Raw genomic sequence first — 19819 nt, forward strand, 5'->3', positions numbered from 1 at the left:
CCTTTGCCATGCCCCTATCCCACGTAGACGACGCCGGCCGGCCCGCTATGGTCGATGTAAGCGATAAGTCAGTTACCAAGCGATCCGCCACCGCAGAGGTTCGTGTGCTACTGGGTGAAGCGATCATGCAGGAACTGACGGCTAAGGGGTTTGCTACTAAGAAAGGTTCCGTCACTCAGACCGCTATCATCGCTGCCACGATGGCCGTCAAGCAGACCTGGTCGGTGATTCCGCTGTGTCATCCGCTGCCCATCCAGGGATGTGAGGTGACGGTTGATCCTGCGGACGACGGAAGCCTCCGCATCCATTGCACCGTCACCACGGAAGGTAAGACCGGCGTTGAGATGGAGGCCCTACACGGGGCCGGCGTGGCAGCCCTGACGATCTACGATATGTGTAAGGCAATGTCGCACGCTATTGTCATCGATGGATTACGGTTGGTGCAAAAGCGGGGCGGAAAAAGCGACTACGATGGCGAATGAGCGGTACAGTCGACAGGTCATCCTCGAGGGGGTGGGGGAGCAGGGACAAGCTCGGCTGGCCGCCGCCCGGGTGGTGATCGTAGGCTGTGGCGGACTCGGTAGCCCCGTTGCTGCCTACCTGGCCGGAGCCGGCGTGGGTCACCTACGCCTCATCGACGGCGACCGGCCGGAAGTATCCAACCTGCACCGCCAGGTGTTTTACAGCGTCGAGCAGTCGGGAAGTAAAACCGAGCAACTGGCTGCTCACCTCCAGCGACTCAATCCCAAAGTGCGCGTACAGTCGTTCGGTAAGCGCCTGGATGAGGGCAACGTGCACAAGCTACTGGCGGAATCTGACTTGATCCTCGACTGTACGGACGATGCGGTCACTAAACACCTGATCAGTGACGCCTGCGTAGTACTGCAAACACCACTGGTCTACGCCGCCGCCCAGGGCTTCACCGGCTACCTCGCGCTGTTTGAGAACAGGCCGGGGGGAATTCACTTACGCGACGTATATCCGGAGCCGGATCCCAGCCTGCCGGACTGCGCTACCGCCGGTGTACTACCCACCGCGGTCGGCATCGTGGCGCTGCTTCAGGCCAATGCAGCATTGTGTTACCTCCTAGGTATTGGCGACCCGCCCATCAATCGCTTGCTTACCTATAGTGCACTCGATAACAGTCAGCACCGGGTTAGACTCCAGAAAACATATCACGAGCCGATTAGCCTGGCAACGCCAAATGCAAGCGCTGTCCGTGACTCTTTGGAAGTAGTGGCCGATAGTCTTCCGCCGGGTGGATTCACTACCGTCTTTAGTATGCTGTCCGAGGCTCGCGAGCCAGCTCTTCCGCCCGGCGTCGTGCGGCTTGATGGGAAGAATCCGGTGGGGGACTGTATCGAGCGAATGGAGGACGGAGGGCGCTACTTGGTGTACTGTAACTCCGGGAAGTTGAGCTTAGTACTGGCCGCTCAAGTGCGGAAAGCACGGCCCGAGGTGGAAGTGTATAGCCTGAAGGGAGGCGTGAAGGGGGTGGAAAATTAGGGCCGCGCATTCAGCCAGTGGCTCCCATTCTCCCGAAACTCCTTCTTCCAGATCGGAACCGTTTTCTTCAGCTCGTCGATGACAAACTCACAGCCCGCAAAGGCCGCCGCGCGGTGCACGCTACTCACCGCTATAATCACGGCGGTGTCGCCGATTGCCAGATCTCCCTTCCGGTGGTGGAGGGCCACGGCGTAAAGGCCGAAGCGTTCCCGGGCGGCCTCGGCAATCTTGCGCATCTCCCGGAGCGCCATGGGATCATAAGCCTCGAACTCCAGATGGGTGACGGTCTGACCAAGATTCAGATCACGTACGTTGCCGACGAAGAAGCACAAGCCCCCGCAGGAGGGGTGACTGACGAAGCGGGCGCATTCATCCAGGGTGAGGGGGGTATCGCGGAGGGCTACGTCGATCATATCAGCCGCCGCTTACGGGGGGGATAATGACAAGTTCATCGCCCGCCTCAAGTACCTCCTCATCCAGGGCGTACACCTCATTGCGCGCCACGGCAAAGCTTACGAGTTCTCCGAGCGCGGGGTGCTCCACCACAAGGCGACGCTTTAAGTCCGCTACCGTCAATCCCTCCACATCAGGTAGGTCCAGACTGGGCCCACCGGCAATCTCACGGGCAATACCAAAACAAGCGATCTTCATAAGGTACCGAGGATGAAGGCGTTAGCGTATACTAACCGGATTCCCACCAGAAGGATGAGCGCCGCGGCGAGTTTTTGAATCGTAGCGGGGGAAAACCGCCGTAGCGTAAGCCGGGTCCCGAGTAGCCCACCTAAAAGTACGGAGGCGAGTAGTAGCCCCGTGAGTGTATAGTCGAACATGACGCCTACGCTGAGCTGTCCGGCGAGTCCGGAGAGTGAGTTCAGCGCGATGAATAGACTTGTCGTAGCCGCAATGGCCCGGGCGGTGGCCCAACCGGTTAGGAACAGTAGCGGACTGAGGAATATGCCCCCGCCAATGCCGACAACGCCGGAGACGAATCCCACCGCCCCCCCAACCAGCATGGCACCTGCGGCCCCGCCCCCCTGTGTGGCCTGTTTGCCTAGATCCGCCCGTTTGCGCACGAGCATCAGCAGCCCCGCCACGATGAGTAGGCCCCCCAGTAGCAGCAGATACTGCTCCCGCGGAAGCTGTACCCGCCCCCCCAGAAAAGCCGCCGGCACACTGGTGAGGATCAGAGGAAGGGCTCGCCGCCAGGGTGTCACCCCCGCCCGCCCAAAACTAACGGATGCCGTGCCGGTCACTACCAAGTTGCACAGTAAAGCGATGGGCCGTATGGTACCCGGTGGTAGACCCGCCAGCGCAAGTAAAGCCAGATAGCTACTCCCACCCCCGAAACCCGCCGCCGCATACAGCACAGCCACGCCGAAGAAGGCCCCGCAGAGCCAGAGATAATCCATGGCGGTGGTAAACTTTGGGGTAAGGTAGCAACATCACCAGAGCATGACGCTAGCCGAACGGGCCCTACTAATTGATGAGCGGCTCTGCCAGGAATACGGAGCACCCTTCGTACCCTTCAGCTACCGCGATCCGGTGAGCGAGCTCGTAGGATCGCTACTGAGCCACCGCACCAAAAACGCCGTGACGCGGGGCGCCTTCCAGCGCTTGACAGAGGTATACCCTAGCTGGCAGCAGGTCATCGAAGCCCCCACCGGCCGGGTCGAACAGGCCATCGCCGCGGTAACCTACCCGGAGGTCAAGGCCCCGCGCATCCAGGCGGCACTGCAGCAAATCAAGGACCGGTGTGAGGGGGAACTGTCGCTCGACTTTCTGGCCGATATGCCCGTACGTGAGGCCCGCGACTGGCTGGAGGTGATCCCCGGCATTGGCGCGAAGACGAGTGCGGCGGTGCTGAGTTTTAGTAGGCTGCGGATGCCGGCCCTGGTGGTCGATACCCACCACCAGCGGGTGGCGCAGCGCATCGGGTTGGTACCGGCAAAGGCCAGTCTGGAAAGATGCGCGTTGTTGCTACAGAGCTACATCCCCGAGAATTGGGACGGACAGCGGGTCTACGACTCCCACCAGGGCTACATGCGGCACGGGCAGCAGGTGTGCCACTGGCGGAGCCCGGACTGCGGCCGCTGCGTGGTCCGACCCTGGTGTGACTACCCGGATAAGCCAGAACCGGACTAGGGGCTTATCTTCGCCGCCCAATTTTAAACCCCATGATCGTACGCCAGGAAATCAAGCCACTGCTCGAGCAGCCCCCGCTGGGGCAGGAAGTGACCGTGATGGGCTGGGTACGCGCCTGGCGGGGCAACCGCTTCATGGTGCTCAACGATGGCTCGGGGGCGGAGAACCTACAGGTGGTGGTGGATCAGGACAAGTTTCCGGAGGAGACGCTGCGGCAGATCGGTTTTCACGCCTGCGTAAGCGTGACCGGCGAGCTGACGGAGAGCCAGGGCAGTGGTCAGTCGGTAGAAGTGGTGGCCGACCGGCTAGAGATCCTGGGCGGCAATGACCTGAGTGCCTATCCCCTACAGCCTAAGAAGCAGACCATGGCGTTCCTGCGTGACAATGCGCAGTTTAGGATGCGTACGAACACCTTCAGCTCGGTCTTCCGGGTACGGCACGGGGTAGCCTACGCGGTGAATAAGTACTTCCACGACCGGGGCTACTACTACCTGCACACGCCCATCATTACCGGCAACGATGCCGAGGGGGCGGGGGAGATGTTTCGGGTTTCTACGCTGGATCCCCTGAGCCCGCCGAAGACCGAGGATGGAGCTATTGACTATGAGCAGGACTTCTTCGGTAAGGCTACGAACCTCACCGTTTCCGGACAGCTACAAGCCGAGATTGGTGCCCTGGCGCTCGGTAAGGTCTACACCTTCGGACCTACCTTCCGTGCTGAGAACAGCAATACCAGTCGCCACCTGGCCGAGTTCTGGATGATCGAGCCCGAGATCGCCTTCGCCGACATCGACAACGACATGGACCTGGCCGAGGACTTTGTCAAGTACCTCATTAACTTCTGTCTGGAGCACTACGCCGACGATCTGGAATTCCTGGACCAGCGCATCCAGGATACGGAGAAGAATATGAAGGCTGCCGACCGTCGACCGATGGGGCTGGTCGACACGCTTAAGTTCGTGATAGCTAACGACTTCGCCAGGGTCACTTATACTGAAGCGCTGGATATTTTAGTGCGCTCTAAGGCCTATAAAAAGGGCAAGTTTGAGTTCCCTCTAGCGTGGGGTACCGACCTGCAGGCCGAGCACGAGCGTTACCTGGTGGAAAAGCACTTCGAGCGGCCGGTCATCGTACGCGACTACCCCAAGGACATCAAGGCTTTTTACATGCGCCAGAACGACGATGGTAAAACGGTAGCGGCCATGGACGTGTTATTCCCCTACATCGGTGAGGTCATCGGTGGCAGTCAGCGCGAAGAACGAGAGGACCGTCTCCGACAGCGCATGCGGGAGATGGACGTACATGCCGACGAGTTGGCCTGGTACCTGCAGCTACGCACCTTCGGGGGCTGTCCGCACGCTGGTTTCGGGCTAGGCTTTGAGCGCATCGTGCAGTTCATCACCGGGATGGGGAATATTCGGGATGTGATTCCTTTTCCGCGGGCGCCTCGGCTGGCTGATTTTTGAGTTGTTGCGTTGGGGTTGTTGCGTTGTGGAGTGTTGGGTTATTGCGTTACGGACATTGAAGGTGTGATAGGCACGATAGGGGTGACAGGCAGAACTTCCGGGCGGGGCCGCAGGTGCAACGTATACTACGACGCTACCTAACCACGACGAGCGAAGCGAGCACTCACACAAACGCAACAACTAAAAAACGCAACAACGCTACAATACAAAACCTATGAAAATCGGCACCCGCGGCTCCCGCCTAGCCCTCTGGCAAGCCCACTTCGTGCAGGCCGAGCTACGCAAGCACGGCATCGAGAGCGAGCTGGAGGTCATAAAGACCCAGGGCGACCGCGTACAGCACCTCGGCTTCGATAAGCTGGAGGGCAAGGGCTTTTTTACCAAGGAAATCGAGGACGCGCTACTGGCCGGCCACATCGACTGCGCCGTACACAGCCTGAAGGACCTACCCACCAACCAGCCGGAAGGACTCGTACTGGCCGCGCTGAGCTACCGGGCTTCCGTGGAAGATGTCATATTAGTGCACCAGGACCGGGTGGTGAAAGGCAAGCCCTTTCTGCTAGGTGATGGAGCCACCATCGGTACGAGCAGTAACCGGCGCAAGGCAATTCTACATGACCTGCATCCGGGTCTTATACCGGTCGACATCCGTGGCAACGTGCCCACCCGCATGCAGAAGGCCGTCACGGGAGAGCTGGATGCCGTGGTGCTCGCCGCTGCGGGACTCGAACGGCTGGAGATGGACTTTACCGGCCTCGCCGTCATCCGCCCCTCCCCCCGCGAGTTTGTACCGGCACCGGGGCAGGGGGTGATGGCCGTTCAGACGCGCGAGGACGACATTGAGATGCGCAAGAAACTCTCGCTACTCCACCACCCCGTAGTAGGAGAGTGTACCAACATCGAACGCAGCGTGCTCAACCTCATGCAGGGCGGCTGCTCCATGCCCCTGGGCGTATACTGCGAAAAGGACCAGCTCGGTAACTTCCACGTCTGGGCGGCCTTCGCGCCCTCAGCTACCGATCCGCTGGTACGGGTGCAGATCAGTCAGTCAACCCGTGCTGGACTACCCGAGCGGGTCGTGGAAGAACTGCTTACCGCGAAAGTGTAGCCACCCGCGCCCGTTGTAGCCGCTCGCGGCGATGGCTGCCGAGGGGTACGACCAGTCCGGCCCCGGCCCAGCCCTCCGGCGATACTACCGGTGCCAGGCGTATACTTAGGTCGTCACTGATGTCGAAGTCGCGCAGGTGCGCATCCGTAAAGGCCTCTACGGCCTGTAGCACGTACACGGCAATGATACCGAAATAAGCAGTCTGGCGACTGCGGTTGGCGCCATTACGGGCATTGACCAGGGCCTGGGAGCTGACCTCGTCTTCCGAAAATTCATTTTCCTTTACGATGCAGGTGGCATTGGGTACTATCACCACATTACCATCCCCCAGGCACCGAGCCTCCAGGGCGGTAACGAAGCGGCTATACTGCGTCTGGTTATAGTCCGCCACGGCAATCACGCCAAGTAGTCCGCTATACACCAGGGGCACCTTCCACCAGGCCTTGTTGTAGACCTGTCCGCCACCGGGGATGGCTGCCCACAGTAGTGCCCGTTTGGGCCCCCGATTGATCTCCCGGAGGGTGCGTACGCTATCGGGCAGCACGGTTTCTTGCGCGGCCGCGGGTGCCACGTAAATCGTGAGAAGCAGGATAAGGACGGTCGCTAGCTTAGGTACCAAGGACATAATTGTACTGGGATGGAAAGAGCCCTGATCCAAAGACACAAATTCAGCGGATGCTGTTGCCCGAGTTACTCTACCGCCTTATAAAACTGGTCCAGTTGCTCTTTGCTCTCAAAGCGTAGCGTTATGGAGCCCGAACGGCCCTCCTTCGAGTCGACCTTCACCTTTACCTTCTTGGTGCCGAAGAACTCGGCGAAGGCCTGGGTCACGCGCTTGGCGTCCTCATTGGTAGCGGGGCTTCCCTTGCCCACCTTGTTCTTGTTTTTGTACACGCGGCTCTCGCGCTCGATGTCACGCACCGACCAGTTGGGGTGGGAGAGGATGTCGTCGAGAAAGGTCTCCTGCTGGCCGATGTCCTTGATACCGGAGAAGGTCTTGGCCGCTCCGATGCTGATCTTGCGGTCCTTAATGGCCTGCCGTACCCGGTTGGAGGTGCTAAGGATGGTGAGGTAGTTGGTAATGGTAGACCGTTTCTTTCCGACCCGGTTGGCGAGCTGCTCCTGCGTAAGGTTAAATTCTTCCTGGAGGCGGAGGTAGGAGTAGGCCACCTCCATGGGGTTGAGGTCCTCGCGCTGGATGTTTTCAATTAGGGCCATTTCCAGCAGCGTCTGGTCGTTGGCCGTGCGGATGAAGGCGGGTACTTCCCGTAAGCCGGCAAGCTGACTGGCACGAAAGCGGCGCTCCCCGCTGATGATCTGGTAGGTGCCGTCGCCCATGTGCCGCACGGTCATGGGCTGGATGATGCCGTGTACGCGGATGCTGTCGGCGAGCTCGCGCAGGGGCTCGTCGTCAAAGTCCTGCCGGGGCTGATCCGGGTTAGCTGAAATCGCCGCGATGGGCAGCATGGCGAAGTTGCGGCTGAGGGTCCTGATGGTCTCCTCCTCATCGGCCTTATCGAGGCGCTGTCCGGGGAAGAGGGCGCTCAGGCCATTGGAGCCTCCGATCTTGGTGAGGCTGGATTTAAGGTCGTTGCTACTGGGCTTGCCGCCCCTGAATTTCTTAGCCATGGTATGCAGTAAGGGTCGCGCAAAGATACCTTGCACCCCCGATAGCTATCGGGGCCCCGCCCCTCGGTGCCGTCCTGAGTACCCAACCGCATGTTGAGATAGCGAACCTAATGATCCGTAGGAGGTTGGGTAAGTACGTACTAAGATACGTGTCTAACCCATCACCTTGACCACTTCATGAGGATCGCATTTCTCGGCAATTACCCCCCTAAAGCCTGCGGTATCGGCACCTTTACCAATAGCCTGGCCCGGGCCGTGCTGAGCAACCTTAAGGCCAGTGCGGTCGAAGATTATGCGGAGGTTATTGTCATGGAGGACCCCAACGATGCGCATGCCTATCCGGGCGAGGTGACGCGGCGCATCCGGCCGCAGGTACCGCAGGACTACCGCGCCGCGGCCGATTACCTGAATACCGGGGGATTCGATCTGCTGCTGCTACAGCACGAGTACGGCATCTTTGGGGGGGACAGCGGCACCTACATCATGCACCTGCTGGATAAGCTGCGCATCCCGCTGATCGTCACCTTCCACACCGTGCTGAAGGATCCAAGCTTCTCCCAGCGGGACGTCCTGAGCCGCATTGCCGAACGCGCCCAGGCTGTGGTGGTGATGACGCAGCTGGCCAGTCGCCTGCTGGTGGAGGTATTCAGCGTTGGCGAGGAAAAGATCCACATCATCGAGCACGGCGTGCCGGTCATTGCATCGGCTCCCCGTGCCGAACTCCGGGAGCGCCTTGGTTGGTCGGACCGGCGCGTGCTTTTCACCTTTGGGCTGCTGGGTCGCGGGAAGGGCATCGAAACCTCCATCAGGGCCCTGCCAGCCATCGTTGAGAAATATCCCAACACACTATACGTCGTGCTGGGGAAGACGCATCCCCACGTCATCCGCAACAACGGGGAGGAGTACCGCGAGTACCTCCAGGACCTAGCCGCGGAGCTCGGGGTGGGGGCTAACCTCCAAATGATCAGCAAATTTGCCTCCGAGCAGGAGCTGTTTGACTGCCTGCGGGCGGCTGATGTATACGTCGTTCCCTACCCCAACGAGGCCCAGATCACCAGCGGTACCCTGGCCTACGCCGTGGGCGCCGGAGCGGGTATCGTGAGCACACCCTTCTGGCACGCCGCCGAATTACTCCAGGAGGGTAGGGGTAAGCTGTTTCCCTTTCACGGCAGTCAGGCGCTGGCCAGTACGGTAATCGAGCTCTTCGATAACCCGGCAGAACTGAGCGCCATACGGGAACGCGCCGCCGCCTACGGGGAGAACCTTCTCTGGCCGAAGATCGGTAAACAGTACCTGAAGGTCTTCGGCGAAGCTAAGGTGGCCTTCAAGGAATACCAGCAGCAGGCGACGAAGGGCGTCGAGCTACCCCCCCTCCAGCTTGACCACCTGGTGCGCATGACCGATGACTGCGGGCTACTACAGCACGCCAAGTACGCCATTCCGAATCGTTATGAGGGGTATTGTCTGGACGATAACGGTCGCGCGCTGCTGGTGGTAGGGATGCTGGCCGAGACCGGACTGGCCGACTACCAACTGTTGAGCCGCCTTTCGGACACCTACATTAGTTACATTCTGCACGCGCAGAACCTCGACGGCACTTTTCGCAATTTCATGGCCTACGACCGGCGGTTCATCGAGCGGCACGGTTCGGAGGACAGCTACGGCCGTGCCATCTGGGGAGTGAGCTACTGTCTGGCGCACCCGGTACGCGCGGATCAGCGTCCACTGCTACACGAGGTCTTCACTCGGGCCATCGGGCACCTGGAGGGAATGCGCAGTCCGCGTACCATTGCCTACGGGGTGCTCTCGCTGAGCTACTACCTGGATTATCAGCCGACGGACGAGCAGATGCTCGACCTGCTGGACCGGATGTGCAACCGCCTCCTCGACCATTACAACGATAGTCGCGCGGAGGGTTGGAATTGGTTCGAAAATTACCTAACTTACAGCAACGGCATCCTGCCCTTCGCCCTGTTCCGCGCCCTCAACCACCTCAATAAGGAGACGATCCGTAAGGTGGCCGTGGAGTCGACCAACTTCCTGGCCGAGCAGACGATCATTGACGGGGTGCTGAGCCCCATCGGTTGCAAGCAACCCTTTGTGTTCCGCAACGCCCGCGCCCGTTTTGACCAGCAACCGGTCGACGTAATGTGTAAGGTGCTGCTGTTCAGCGAGGCCTGCCGCCACCAGGATTTACAACCCCACTGCGCCAATGTACCGATTGCCTTTGCCTGGTTCACCGGGCAGAACGAACTGAAGGCGCCGATGTACAACCCCGAGACCGGGGGCTGCTTCGACGGTCTAATGGAAACCGGCGCGAACCACAATCAGGGCGCCGAAAGCCTGATCGCCTACCTGGTCAGTCGGGTAGAGATGGAGAAGTTTACGCAGCACCAGGCCGCTGTCAGCGACCTGTACCCTACGGACGGGGACAGCGAGCAGGTCCTGAAGGTCATGCTCAACGGCTTCGCCCTGTCAAATACGGCAGAGGACGTGCCGACGGAAAAAAAGGCTACCGTGTGAGGGTAGCCATGCTAGCGCCCATCGCCTGGGCCACACCCCCGGCCGCCTACGGGCCGTGGGAACAAGTCACCAGCCACCTCACCGAGGGGCTCGTACGTAGGGGTATCGACGTCACGCTGTTTGCTACGGGCACCAGTAGGACGGCCGCAAAACTAGTAGCCACGGTAGCGGCAGGCTACGCCGAACAAGCAGGACAGGACCCTAAGGTCCTGGAGTACCTGCACATCAGTCAAGTCATGGGTGCAGCTAACGGTTTCGACCTCGTTCATAATCAATTCGACTTCATGCCGCTTGGCTTCAGTCCGCTCGTGGATACACCCATGGTAACCACCGTGCACGGCTTTAGCAGCGAGCAGATCGTGCCGGTGTACGAAAAATATAACGATACGACGGATTACGTGGCCATCAGCGATGCCAACCGCGACGAGCGCATCGACTACATCGCTACGGTCTACAATGGCATCGACACCGAGCAATTTACCTTCGTGGACCGCCCGCAGGATTACCTGCTGTACTTCGGCCGCATCCATCCGGAGAAGGGGGCGGCGGAGGCCATCGAGATTGCCCGCGGAGCGGATAAGCGCCTGCTGATTGCGGGTTTGATCCAGGACCAGGCCTACTTCGACAAAAAGATTGCCCCCCACATCGACGGAGACCAGGTGCGCTACCTGGGAAACGTGGGCCCGGAGGAGCGCAATCGTATCCTTGGGGAGGCCACCGCGCTGCTGCATCCAATTTCCTTCGAGGAGCCCTTCGGCCTTAGTGTGGCTGAGAGCATGATGACCGGCACGCCCGTGATCGCCTTCAACCGCGGCGCGATGCCCGAACTGATCGACCACGGCAAGACCGGTTTTCTGACTGATGACGTAGCCGGAGCCGTCGACCTAGTCAGCGCCTGCGGAGGCCTCGACCGCTGGCACGTGGCCGAGGTAGCCCGTGATCGCTTTAGCGTCGAGCGGATGGTAGATGGGTACATCGAGGTGTATAATACTGTTCTAGATCGCCGCCGCCGCCGCCGGTCCTAGCCTCCCGCCTCCAGGGTATCGAGGAGGAGATCCAGGTCTACGGTAGCGAAGCGCGCGGCCTCGTCCGAGATACCGTAGGGGATGAATACCTGATCGTTATGGATGATGCTGCCGCAGCTATACACCACGTTGGGCACGTAGCCCTCCCGCTCATCGTCCATGGGGCTGACCAATGGTTCCTTGAGCTGGCCGATCACCTTCGTGGGGTCGTCAAGGTCCAGTAGCATCGCGCCCAGACAGTACCGCCGCATGGGGCCTACGCCGTGGGTGATGACCAGCCAGCCGCGCTTCGTTTCCAGGGGGGCACCGCAGTTGCCGACCTGGTAGAGCTGCCAGGGGTAGCGCGGCTCGCTGAGTTTGACCGCGTCATCCCACACCTGTAGCCGGTCGCTCTTGATGATGTAGTTGTTGATACCGTCGATGCGGCAGAGCACGTAATAATTGCCGTTGATCTTACGGGGAAAGATGGCGTGATTTTTATTGACCGCCGCATCACCGTACACGGGTCGGATCGTGAAGGCGTAGAAATCCTCCGTTTCGATGATCATGGGGCGAATTTGCCGGCCATTGTAGGCGGTATAGGTACCGTAGTAGATCTTTTTCCCATCGTCGTTGACGAACTGTAGGAAGCGGGCGTCCTCCATACCCTTCATCTCGAAGTCGATCATGGGGTAGAGCACCCGCTCGCTGATATCGGTATCCAGGCTGAAGTGTAGCTCGTAGTAGCGGTCGGCTACCGTCATGAGGTGATTGAGCTGGTCGCGCTCGGCACTGTCCTCGGGGTACTTGAGCCACAACTGCCAGTAGCGCTCGTAGAGCTCCCGGTGGTTAAAGTTGTCGGGTAGGTCCTCGATTAACTCGTTGTAGATGTCTTCGTCAATTGCCTCCTGCTCGTGGCACCGCCGGTAGAAGGCCGACTTGGTATACTGGCTGTAGTGGATGCGCTCCGCTAGGCCTACGAACTGATTGGTGGGTTCGGCCAGCGGCATATTGTCCTCACTCAGGATGATGTTGCGGAACACGATGGAGGAGGTGTGCCCCTCGCCCACGGCCCGCATACTCATCACGATGCGCTGCTGTCCGCGCTGTAAGCCCGTCTGGTCCAGAGCGGGTACCACCGAGGGGTTGAAGAACGCGGCCGACTCGATGCTGTACTCGTGGGTGAAGTAGGCGCCGATTAGGGCCTGCTTTTCTTCACTGAGCAGCAGTACTTTTTCGCGCTGCTCCGGCACCCGATCGAGGGCAGCGTTGAGGTGGCGGCGGAACAGGCCGATGGTGTTGCGGTGGCGGCGGGCAAAGTCGCGCAGCGTGCGCATCAACGTATCGTGGGTCTCCTGATCACCTAGGTCGATCACCCGGTCGATGAGTTGGTAGGCACGGTCCTTTCCGGCCCAGAAGAAGCGGCCGATCACGCGGCTGGAATCGCCGTACATGCGCAGGGGTTTGCGCTCGAGGGGAAGTTGCATAGGGGTGATTCTGCTGAGCGGGGGGTAAAGTTTTGTCATAGGGGCTTAAAAAAGTACGCAATGCACAAGTAACGAACTAAACTGCCGACCTAGCATAAGTGGACGGCGGCGCGCCGGTCAATCCCCTTTGTGTAGACTCAATCTAAACAAGGGGCCCTATTAGCAACAAGTTTGTTAAAGAATTGTCATCAAAGTATCTTTGCGCAAGCATTACGGAGGCTAAAAGTCCCCGTTACTGCCCTCCCTCAAATGTCAATTTTACAATGACATACTCTACCAAAACCCCTCAGTACCTCCTGTTACTACTAGGCCTGTTTGCCTTCGGTGGGGGCACTGCCTTCGGTCAGGACTCGACCTCCCAGGCCCTTACTCCCGGCTCCGTGCTCGAGGGCAATCCGGCCACGACTCCGGCGGCTAACGCGAACAATAACGTCCCGACGGCCGATGATGCCACCGCTCCCGCTCCCGACGGTGCAGTGGCCGAGGGGGCCGGCGATCCAGCTCTCGGAAAGGATATTTGGAAGACTGTTGGCTGTCAGCAGTGCCACTCCGGCAACATGAAAGATAACATGACGGGTCCGGCCCTCGGCGGCGTGCAAGAGCGCTGGGCTGGCGAACCACGCGAGCACCTGTACCGCTGGGTGCAAAACTCCCAGAAGCTAATCGGTACCGGCGAGAGTGCCCGTGCCCTGGCCGTCTGGAACGAGTGGAAGCCAACGCAGATGTCGACTTATCCTAACCTGAGCGACGGGGACGTGGAGCACCTGCTGGCTTACATCAATGGCGTATACACCGGCACCTTTGGCCAGAGCGCCGGTATCGGCCCCGATGGAAACGCCGCGCAGGCCGTAGAAACCGACAACACCTGGCTGTTCGTCATCCTGGGCGTATCGCTGCTGCTACTGTCGCTTATCCTGGCGCGCATCACCAGCAACCTACAGTACATGGTGGCCTCTTCGGAGGGAGCCGCCCCCACCCGCCGTACCCTGGTCCAGGTACTGACTAGCCGTGGCGTGATCGCCTTTGCCGTTTTTGCTCTAGTCGTTCTATTCGGCTATACGACCGTCAATCATGCCATTGACCTAGGCCGTCAGCAGGACTACCAGCCCGGCCAGCCGATCAAGTTTAACCACCAGGTGCACGCCGGTATCCATAAGATTGAGTGCCAGTACTGTCACGACGGTGCCCGCCGCTCGAAGCACTCCGTGATCCCGGCCGTCAATACCTGTATGAACTGCCACCGGGCCATCAACTACGGTAGTAACTACGGTACGGCCGAGATCACCAAGATATTTGCCTCCATTGGCTGGGACCCCCTGGAGGGTGCCTACATCGCCAACTACGATCAGATGACCAACGATCAGGTCAAGGACATCTACCGTAAGTGGATTGCCAACAAGAACCTGACCGAGGGCGTGGAGGCCGACGACATCGAGAACATCGTCGAAGAGCAGCTCGAGGGCATCGAAAAAGCCCTGACTAACGAGTACACGGGGGACCAGCGCATTGCCGGCCCCATCGAGTGGGTTCGCATCCACAACGTACCCGACCATGTCTACTTCAACCACGCCCAGCACGTTACGGTCGGCAATCTCAAGTGTCAAAACTGCCACGGGCCGGTGCAGGAGATGGTGGAAGTATACCAGTACAGCCCCCTGAGCATGGGTTGGTGTATCAACTGCCATCGGGAAACCGAGGTACAGTTCAACGATAACGCTTACTACGAGTCGTACGAGCGCTACCACGAGGAGCTCAAGGCCGGCGTACGCGACGGAGTTACCGTCGAAGACGTAGGTGGTCTGAACTGCCAGCGCTGCCACTACTAATTAGCTTATACAGCCAAACTTCGCATGAAGAAGCAGAATAATAAGGTTTGGATCGGTACCGATCAGCTTGAGAACAGCGACGCCTACCGTACGGCTACCGACACCGAGGTCGCCGCCGCCGAACAGCGGATCGAAAACCCGCGCCTGGAGGCTACCCGTCGTGACTTCCTTAAGTACCTAGGATTTGGTATGACGGCGGCTACCATTGCCTCCTGTGATATTCCCGTACGTAAGGCGATCCCCTATGTTTCGAAGCCCGATACCATTGTACCCGGCGTTGCTACCTACTACGCTTCCACCTTCGTACAGGGTGGCGACTACGTTCCCGTCCTAGTCAAGACCCGGGAGGGCCGGCCCATCAAAATCGAGGGCAACAGCATGAGCCCTATCACCGAAGGGGGTACCAGCGCCCGGGCTCAGGCCAGCGTGCTGACGATGTACGACACCAGCCGCTTCGACGGCCCGGCCCGCGTACGTGGCGGTATGGCACTGCGTGAGCGCGTCTACGCCAACAACCCCAGTTGGGAAGTGCTCGACGACGAGATCGGAGGGCGACTGCGTCGTGCGCGTCAAATTCGTATCGTATCCCATACCATCCTGAGCCCGTCGCTGAAGATGGCCATCCGGGACTTCAAGCGCCGGATGCCGGGTAATACCGTGCTGGTGCAGTATGATCCTGTCAGCTCCTCAGCGCTGCTGGATGCCCACGAGCAGGCCTTCGGCGTCCGTGCCGTGCCCCACTACCGCTTTGATAACGCTGACGTAATCGTTGGCTTTAATTGCGACTTCCTCGGCACCTGGATCAGTCCAGTCGAGTACGGGCGGCAGTACATCGCCGGTCGCCGCACGGACGGCCGCCGTATGTCGCGTCACGTACACGTAGAGAGCCACATGAGCCTGACCGGATCGAATGCCGATAACCGGATCATGGTCAAGCCGAGCCAGCAGGGCCAGGCTATCCTGGCGCTCTACAACGCCGTAGTGGGTGGAGGTGCCGCGGCTAATCTTGACGCCGCCACCACCACTAAGATCGAGGCCCTAGCCGATGAGCTCCGCAATGCCCGGGGTGCCGCCCTGGTGGTGAGCGGAAGTAATAACCTCTACGAGCAGCAGCTCCTCATCGCCATCAACCGGGCCCTGGGTAGCTACGGCAGTACCATCGAGACTAGCCGCTGGAGTCTACAGCGACAGGGCAGTGACCAGGATATGGCGCGCTTCATCGACGAGCTTGAGAACGGGCAGGTGGATGCCGTCATCGTACTGGATGGCGCTAACCCCGCCTTCGACAACGCCTGGGCCGGCCGCTTCACGGCCGCTCTACAAACTAACGATCCTACCTTCCGCAACGGCGAGTACATCGACCCCCTCAGTATCGACGAGAACGAAATCGAGGACAAGAGCGAGCGCGCCGATGCCAAGGAAGAAAGCGACGGCAATCTCGATGAGACGGTCTTTGACATCGACCCCGTGTCACGTAATTTCCGTCGCATCCTGGCCCTCAGCACCAGCACGGTGCCTACCGAGACGACGCGCCTTTGTGAGTACGTCACGCCTAACCATCACTACCTGGAGAGCTGGGGCGACGCCGAAGCCGTCCAGGGGGTATACTCCCTCATCCAGCCTACAATTGTACCCATCTTCGGTGCCGTGAACCGCTACGGCACCCGGCAGGAGGGCGAGAGTCTATTAATCTGGGCCGGCGAGGTCGAGCGTTACAATCCCATCGCTACCCAGCCCTACCTGGAGTACGTAAAGCATAACTGGGAAGAGGGCGTATTTGGCAGTCAGGGGCGGTTTACCTCCTTCCAGGCGTTTTGGGACAGTGCCCTGCACGACGGAGTGTTTAACAACGCGGCTACCGGTAGTATCAACGACTACGGACTGGGGTACGATGCCACCCCCGTGGTACCCGCGGCCGCGCCCGATGCAGCTACGACTACCGCAGGGGACTCCACGACCGTGACACTGGCCCTAACCGAGATACCGACCATCGTCCGTACGGTAGACTACAACGCCGCCAGCGGTCGTATCCTAGCCCCCAGTGAGGCTGAGAACGAGATTACCTTCTTCGAAACAGTCAATATGGGTAACGGGGTGTACGGCAACAACCCCTGGCTCCTGGAGGTGCCCGACCCGGTCGCACGTACCACCTGGGGCAACTACCTGAGTATTCCCGTCACCTACGTAGACGGTAACAGCTACACCGCCTACAAAGACCTTAACCCCGAGGAATACAAGGGTAAGGCCGATAAGGTAACCGTGGCCGTTGGAGGCGAAAACCAGACTCCGGAGACCGTGACGGTCGTGCGGCAGTTCGGACAGATGCCCGGTACCTTCGGACTGGCCATTGGCTACGGCCGTAACATGACCGGCGCGGTGGGCAAGGCCATTGGTAACGAAGTGGGGGTGAACGTGTACCCCTGGCTTAGCGTCGATGAGGACGGTTACGTGCAGTACTACAGCAGCGAGGTAGCCATCTCGGACAGGGTGGACAGCGAGGAGGAATTTCCCAGTGTGCAGTACCACCACACCATGGGACTGACCACCCACACCGAGAACGGTAAGGTGTACTACAATACCATCACCGGGGAGAACGTCACCCTCGACCGGGAGCGGACCGAGGAGGAGAGTGAGTACCTACAACCCTTCCACGTCGACGAAAAGACCGTAATGGAGCTGGGCGAGGGTATGCAAGGCGGTCTGACCAAGCGCTCAATTATCTTCCAGGGCACCTTTGCCGGGCTGCCCGAACTCCGCGAAGAGATTGCCGAGCGGCGCGTCGAGGCCCAGCACCTGAACGAGCAGACACTCTATCCCTACGAGGAATACGTGAAGGACATCTACAGCCAGGGCCACTGGTGGGCGATGCACGTGGATTTGACCTCGTGCATCGGATGTGCCGCCTGTGAGGTGGCCTGTCTGTCGGAAAACAACGTGCAGGTGGTGGGTAAGTACGAGGTCTGGCGTCACCACGAGATGAAGTGGCTGCGTATCGACCGCTACTTCTACGGTGACGTGGAGAACCCGCGTACAGTATATCAGCCGATGATGTGCCAGCACTGCGACAACGCCCCCTGTGAGAACGTCTGTCCGGTAGCCGCCACGCCGCACAGCGACGAGGGCATGAACCAGATGATCTACAACCGCTGTATCGGTACCCGCTACTGCGCCAACAACTGCCCCTACAAGGTGCGGCGTTTTAACTGGTTGGACTTTTCTACGGCCGACCTCTTCAGCAGCAATGAGCCGGAGCTCAACGATGAGGAACTGCCCTTCGGCGCGGATAACCTCACCCGCATGGTACTCAACCCGGACGTGACCGTGCGTAGCCGTGGAGTGATCGAGAAGTGTAGCTTCTGTGCCCAGCGTCTGCAGACGGGTAAACTCACCGCCAAGATTGAAAAGCGCGCGCTACGCGACTCCGATGTGCGGGTAGCCTGTCAGACGGCCTGTCCGACCGGTGCGATCACCTTCGGAGACCGTAACAATAAGCAGGGTGAGGTAAGTCGGAAATTAGAAAACCCCCTCAACTACCTCGTGTTGGAGGAGACAAACACCCAGTCGAGTGTTTTCTACGCCGCCCGGGTTCATAATCCCGTTGAAGCGCTCGAGGCCTAAAATCAAGAATATATGAGTGGACATATAGCCCCGGTACGGCAGCCCCTGATTACGGGCCACAAGACGTATCACCAGATCACAGAAGATATCTGCCGGCCCACCGAGACGGCGCCCTCGCTGTCCTGGGTTGTGGCCTTCATTGTTGCCGTGACGCTCCTCGGTCTGTTCGTATTCAGTGTAGCCTGGACCATCTGGGTGGGCATCGGGTCGTGGAACCTGAACCGGACCATTAACTGGGGCTGGGACATCACCAACTTCGTCTGGTGGGTAGGTATTGGCCACGCCGGTACACTAATCTCGGCCATTCTGCTGCTGTTCCGTCAAAAATGGCGGACGGGGGTAAACCGGGCGGCGGAAGCGATGACCATCTTCGCCGTAATGTGTGCCGGTCAGTTTCCGCTCATTCACATGGGCCGACTCTGGATGGCGTTCTTTATCTTCCCCTACCCAAATACCCGGGGGCCACTGTGGGTGAACTTTAACAGTCCGCTGCTCTGGGACGTATTCGCCATTTCTACCTACTTCACCGTATCGCTACTATTCTGGTACGCTGGTCTGGTGCCTGACCTGGCTACGGTACGTGACCGGGCGGTGGGACTTCGCCGCAAGATCTACAGTATATTCAGTTTTGGCTGGAACGGCTCGGCCAAGCACTGGCAGCGGTGGGAGAGTCTGTCCCTGATCCTAGCCGGTCTGGCCACGCCGCTGGTACTCTCCGTACACACCATCGTATCCTTTGACTTCGCTACCTCGGTGATTCCGGGTTGGCATACGACCATCTTTCCGCCGTACTTCGTGGCGGGGGCTATCTTTTCGGGCTTTGCGATGGTACTGACGCTGATGCTAATTGCTCGTAAGGTGCTGCACCTGGAGGATTACATCACCATCGAGCACATCGAGTCGATGAACAAGGTGATCCTGCTTACCGGGTCGATCGTAGGGGTAGCTTACCTGACGGAGCTATTCATTGCCTGGTACTCGGGCTATATCTACGAGCAGTTTGCCTTCCTCAACCGGGTACTCGGCCCCTACTACTGGAGCTACATCGGTATGATGCTCTGCAACGTGGTTTCGCCGCAGATCTTTTGGAGTAAGCGGCTGCGTACGAGCCTGTTCTGGACCTTCTTTATGTCGATCTTTATTAACATCGGAATGTGGTTTGAGCGCTTCGTGATCATCGCCACAACGCTTGCCCGTGACTACCTACCCTCGAGCTGGAGCTACTACGTACCCTCCTGGGTGGAGATTTGCATCTTCATTGGAACGCTGGGGTTGTTCAGTACCCTCTTCCTCATCTTCACGCGCGTTGCCCCGGTGGTGGCCATCGCCGAGATCAAGCACATTCTAAAGACCGCCGGCGATCAGTACATCGGTCCTAACGCCCTGGCGCACGCCCACGCCGGTCACGCCCACGGGCAGACGGTACCCGCCGAGATCAATGACCTCCAGGCCGGAGGCACCGTTGACATCGACGGTGAGAATGACAAACCCCTAGACTAACCCCCCCCCG

General features: G+C 59.5%; 16 protein-coding genes. 10 read left to right on the forward strand and 6 right to left on the reverse strand.

The window, feature by feature from the left end:
* Nucleotides 1-8 precede the first annotated feature (8 nt).
* A complete protein-coding gene (moaC, locus tag ACOOHD_RS03230; protein ID WP_420460126.1) occupies nt 9-482 on the forward strand; it encodes a cyclic pyranopterin monophosphate synthase MoaC in 474 nt (157 codons plus the stop codon).
* Nucleotides 472-1506, forward strand: a complete 1035-nt coding sequence (locus ACOOHD_RS03235) for a HesA/MoeB/ThiF family protein (protein ID WP_420460127.1) — start codon at nt 472-474, stop codon at nt 1504-1506. The genes moaC and ACOOHD_RS03235 overlap by 11 nt, the downstream gene beginning before the upstream one ends.
* On the opposite strand, the gene ACOOHD_RS03240 is transcribed toward ACOOHD_RS03235, so the two are convergent.
* The 3 genes from ACOOHD_RS03240 to ACOOHD_RS03250 are packed head-to-tail and all read right to left on the reverse strand — an operon-like array spanning nt 1503 to nt 2915.
* Nucleotides 1503-1919 (reverse strand): molybdenum cofactor biosynthesis protein MoaE, encoded by a 417-nt coding sequence (locus ACOOHD_RS03240; RefSeq protein ID WP_420460128.1) that lies wholly within the window; start codon nt 1917-1919, stop codon nt 1503-1505. The genes ACOOHD_RS03235 and ACOOHD_RS03240 overlap by 4 nt on opposite strands.
* 1 nt (nt 1920) lies before the next feature.
* Nucleotides 1921-2157: a MoaD/ThiS family protein gene (locus ACOOHD_RS03245; protein ID WP_420460129.1), complete on the reverse strand. Its 237-nt coding sequence runs from the start codon at nt 2155-2157 to the stop codon at nt 1921-1923.
* Nucleotides 2154-2915, reverse strand: a complete 762-nt coding sequence (locus tag ACOOHD_RS03250) for a TSUP family transporter (protein WP_420460130.1) — start codon at nt 2913-2915, stop codon at nt 2154-2156. Before ACOOHD_RS03250 ends, ACOOHD_RS03245 begins: the two co-directional genes overlap by 4 nt.
* A gap of 43 nt (nt 2916-2958) precedes the next feature.
* Here ACOOHD_RS03250 and ACOOHD_RS03255 point away from each other — a divergent pair, with 43 nt between their 5' ends.
* From ACOOHD_RS03255 to hemC, 3 genes are all read left to right on the forward strand, one after another.
* Nucleotides 2959-3648, forward strand: a complete 690-nt coding sequence (locus tag ACOOHD_RS03255) for an endonuclease III domain-containing protein (protein ID WP_420460131.1) — start codon at nt 2959-2961, stop codon at nt 3646-3648.
* A gap of 32 nt (nt 3649-3680) precedes the next feature.
* Complete coding sequence (asnS, locus tag ACOOHD_RS03260; RefSeq protein WP_420460132.1) at nt 3681-5114, forward strand: asparagine--tRNA ligase; 1434 nt, start codon at nt 3681-3683, stop codon at nt 5112-5114.
* A gap of 214 nt (nt 5115-5328) precedes the next feature.
* On the forward strand, nt 5329-6222 hold the full coding sequence (hemC, locus tag ACOOHD_RS03265) for a hydroxymethylbilane synthase (RefSeq protein ID WP_420460133.1): 894 nt from the start codon (nt 5329-5331) through the stop codon (nt 6220-6222).
* On the opposite strand, the gene ACOOHD_RS03270 is transcribed toward hemC, so the two are convergent.
* Nucleotides 6206-6841, reverse strand: coding sequence for a DUF5683 domain-containing protein (locus ACOOHD_RS03270; RefSeq protein WP_420460134.1), 636 nt, complete (start codon nt 6839-6841; stop codon nt 6206-6208). The two genes, hemC and ACOOHD_RS03270, sit on opposite strands and share 17 nt — an antisense overlap.
* Nucleotides 6842-6912: 71 nt before the next feature.
* On the reverse strand, nt 6913-7851 hold the full coding sequence (locus tag ACOOHD_RS03275) for a ParB/RepB/Spo0J family partition protein (protein WP_420460135.1): 939 nt from the start codon (nt 7849-7851) through the stop codon (nt 6913-6915).
* Nucleotides 7852-8028: 177 nt separating this feature from the next.
* On the opposite strand from ACOOHD_RS03275, the gene ACOOHD_RS03280 reads away from it, so the two are divergent.
* A complete protein-coding gene (locus ACOOHD_RS03280) occupies nt 8029-10374 on the forward strand; it encodes a glycosyltransferase family 4 protein (RefSeq protein WP_420460136.1) in 2346 nt (781 codons plus the stop codon).
* A gap of 8 nt (nt 10375-10382) precedes the next feature.
* Entirely contained in the window at nt 10383-11399 is a 1017-nt protein-coding gene (locus ACOOHD_RS03285; protein ID WP_420460137.1) for a glycosyltransferase family 4 protein, read from the forward strand.
* Here the strand turns inward: ACOOHD_RS03285 and ACOOHD_RS03290 are convergent.
* Nucleotides 11396-12865: a glycoside hydrolase family 130 protein gene (locus ACOOHD_RS03290; protein WP_420460138.1), complete on the reverse strand. Its 1470-nt coding sequence runs from the start codon at nt 12863-12865 to the stop codon at nt 11396-11398. The genes ACOOHD_RS03285 and ACOOHD_RS03290 overlap by 4 nt on opposite strands.
* A 263-nt stretch (nt 12866-13128) precedes the next feature.
* On the opposite strand from ACOOHD_RS03290, the gene ACOOHD_RS03295 reads away from it, so the two are divergent.
* The 3 genes from ACOOHD_RS03295 to nrfD are packed head-to-tail and all read left to right on the forward strand — an operon-like array spanning nt 13129 to nt 19809.
* Nucleotides 13129-14691, forward strand: a complete 1563-nt coding sequence (locus ACOOHD_RS03295; RefSeq protein WP_420460139.1) for a c-type cytochrome — start codon at nt 13129-13131, stop codon at nt 14689-14691.
* A gap of 24 nt (nt 14692-14715) precedes the next feature.
* Nucleotides 14716-18309 (forward strand): TAT-variant-translocated molybdopterin oxidoreductase, encoded by a 3594-nt coding sequence (locus ACOOHD_RS03300; protein WP_420460140.1) that lies wholly within the window; start codon nt 14716-14718, stop codon nt 18307-18309.
* A 12-nt stretch (nt 18310-18321) separates the two neighbouring features.
* The gene (nrfD, locus tag ACOOHD_RS03305; protein ID WP_420460141.1) at nt 18322-19809 is read left to right on the forward strand and encodes an NrfD/PsrC family molybdoenzyme membrane anchor subunit; all 1488 of its coding nucleotides are present in this window, start codon (nt 18322-18324) and stop codon (nt 19807-19809) included.
* Nucleotides 19810-19819: the final 10 nt, after the last annotated feature.

The sequence above is a fragment of the Neolewinella sp. genome (genome assembly GCF_965214665.1).
Lineage (GTDB): Bacteria > Bacteroidota > Bacteroidia > Chitinophagales > Saprospiraceae > Neolewinella.